This is a genomic window from Acinetobacter sp. OYA S30 (genome assembly GCF_033599315.1).
Lineage (GTDB): Bacteria > Pseudomonadota > Gammaproteobacteria > Pseudomonadales > Moraxellaceae > Acinetobacter > Acinetobacter baumannii.
Map to the genome: position 1 here is coordinate 1 of NZ_JAWVAV010000106.1, position 1,515 is coordinate 1,515.

Genomic DNA, 1,515 nt, shown 5'->3' on the forward strand with positions numbered 1-1,515 from the left:
ACTGATAGTGTCATGCGCCGTGCAATGATGAGCTCTAATGCCTTTATAGAAAGCCAAAAGCAATCTGATATCTTTAATCAACCGGTTCAAGATACTCAGATTATTTATAAGGGTAATAGAAGCGTACCTATCGCTTCTTCTTCGGCCAGTTCTGATCTATTCCACGATGGCAAGGTCTACTTCTCATCAAATGGTTTAGTTCAGGATCGATCAAATCTTGAAGGCGTGCAGGACTTTACTTTAGGGCAATCGTCACGTCCTCAGGCTGAGATTATGCCTTCAATTGAGCCTGCTTCACCGACAATCAATTTCAAAATTGAAGTGATTAATCAGGTGAGTGGGGCGACAGTTAAAGCTGAACAACTGGATGAGCAAACAGTCCGGATCATTGTTACAGATGAACTGGATAAGCAGCTTCCAAGAAAGGTACCGAAGCTTGTTAGTGATCAAATTGCAAATCCAAACTCAACCATTAGTCGGTCTTTGACTGAGAATACGACAGCAAGACGGAATCGTTAATTAACAAAACCACCTTTCGGGGTGGTTTTTTATTACCTGAAGGAAAGTTATGTACAAGTTAAAGCTAAATCCCCAGACCAGCGGCTATGGCGTAACACCAGGTGATGATGTGAAACGTCAGCAGATGGATGGCGGACGTGGTCGCTATTACATCGATGTAAAGCGTAATAGCCACATTGTTGATGTGAACTGGAATTTAAGTAAAACCGATTTCAATAAAATGATGGCCTTCTGGCGGGTCTACCAGAATAAGCCAGCCTCATTCTATGCGGATCTGGTGATTGATCAGGGAACACGTCAGCAATATCTATGCAATTTCATTCCCAACTCGTTCAAGACCAATGAAGTGAATGGCAACCTTTACCGGGTAAATGCACAGCTCGAAGTTGTTCAAAACCAGCCTAACCTTATCGCTGATCAGGCACTTATCAAAGATTGGGAGGTCTAATGGATAACGAATATGCCAAATTCTTTTTCAATCGAAAAGTAGATGTTTATCAATTGGAATGTATTGAACTATCACACCCTTCTTTTATGAATACTTACCGGGTAGTCCGTAATGATGATCGCGGGGTGTATGTTCAGCACAATGAAGGCGCGGGGCAAGTATTTTACGAATACCTTCCTATGACAATTCAAAGATCCGGAATGCTCGGTGATCTGGACCAGACTTTGACCGTTTCAATATCTGGGCTTGGTGATATTTTGCCGGATGAGTTTGAACGGGTAATTGAGGGGCAATATTCTAATGTAAAGCCGACCGTAAATTACCGCCTTTATAGTTCAGATAACTTGAATACACCAATGTTTTATCTACTAGGTCTACAACTCTCCAGTGTTGCCATGAATCATAAAGCTGTGACATTCAAGGCTGAATCACCACGATTAAATACTGCGAAGACTGGAGATATCTTTGCACTGGATCGTTTTAGTGGTTTGAAGGGGGCTATATGAAGAGTCACGATCATTTGCTCGATAAGCAATATGACGAGGAAT

General features: G+C 41.9%; 2 protein-coding genes and 1 pseudogene. All 3 read left to right on the forward strand.

The genetic code is table 11. From position 1 onward, the window contains the following. Positions 1-519: pseudogene (locus tag R5R67_RS19290) on the forward strand (phage tail tape measure protein); the annotation flags it as partial. Positions 520-568: 49 nt separating this feature from the next. Beyond that, the gene (locus R5R67_RS19295; protein ID WP_000277447.1) at positions 569-967 is read left to right on the forward strand and encodes a hypothetical protein; all 399 of its coding nucleotides are present in this window, start codon (positions 569-571) and stop codon (positions 965-967) included. Next, the gene (locus tag R5R67_RS19300) at positions 967-1,473 is read left to right on the forward strand and encodes a DUF1833 family protein (RefSeq protein ID WP_000368392.1); all 507 of its coding nucleotides are present in this window, start codon (positions 967-969) and stop codon (positions 1,471-1,473) included. Before R5R67_RS19295 ends, R5R67_RS19300 begins: the two co-directional genes overlap by 1 nt. The last annotated feature ends 42 nt before the right edge of the window (positions 1,474-1,515 follow it).

Coding starts and splice junctions, on each gene's coding strand:
- R5R67_RS19300 (WP_000368392.1), top strand. CDS start 967: ATGGATAACGAATATGCCAAATTCTTTTTCAATCGAAAAGTAGATGTT.
- R5R67_RS19295 (WP_000277447.1), top strand. CDS start 569: ATGTACAAGTTAAAGCTAAATCCCCAGACCAGCGGCTATGGCGTAACA.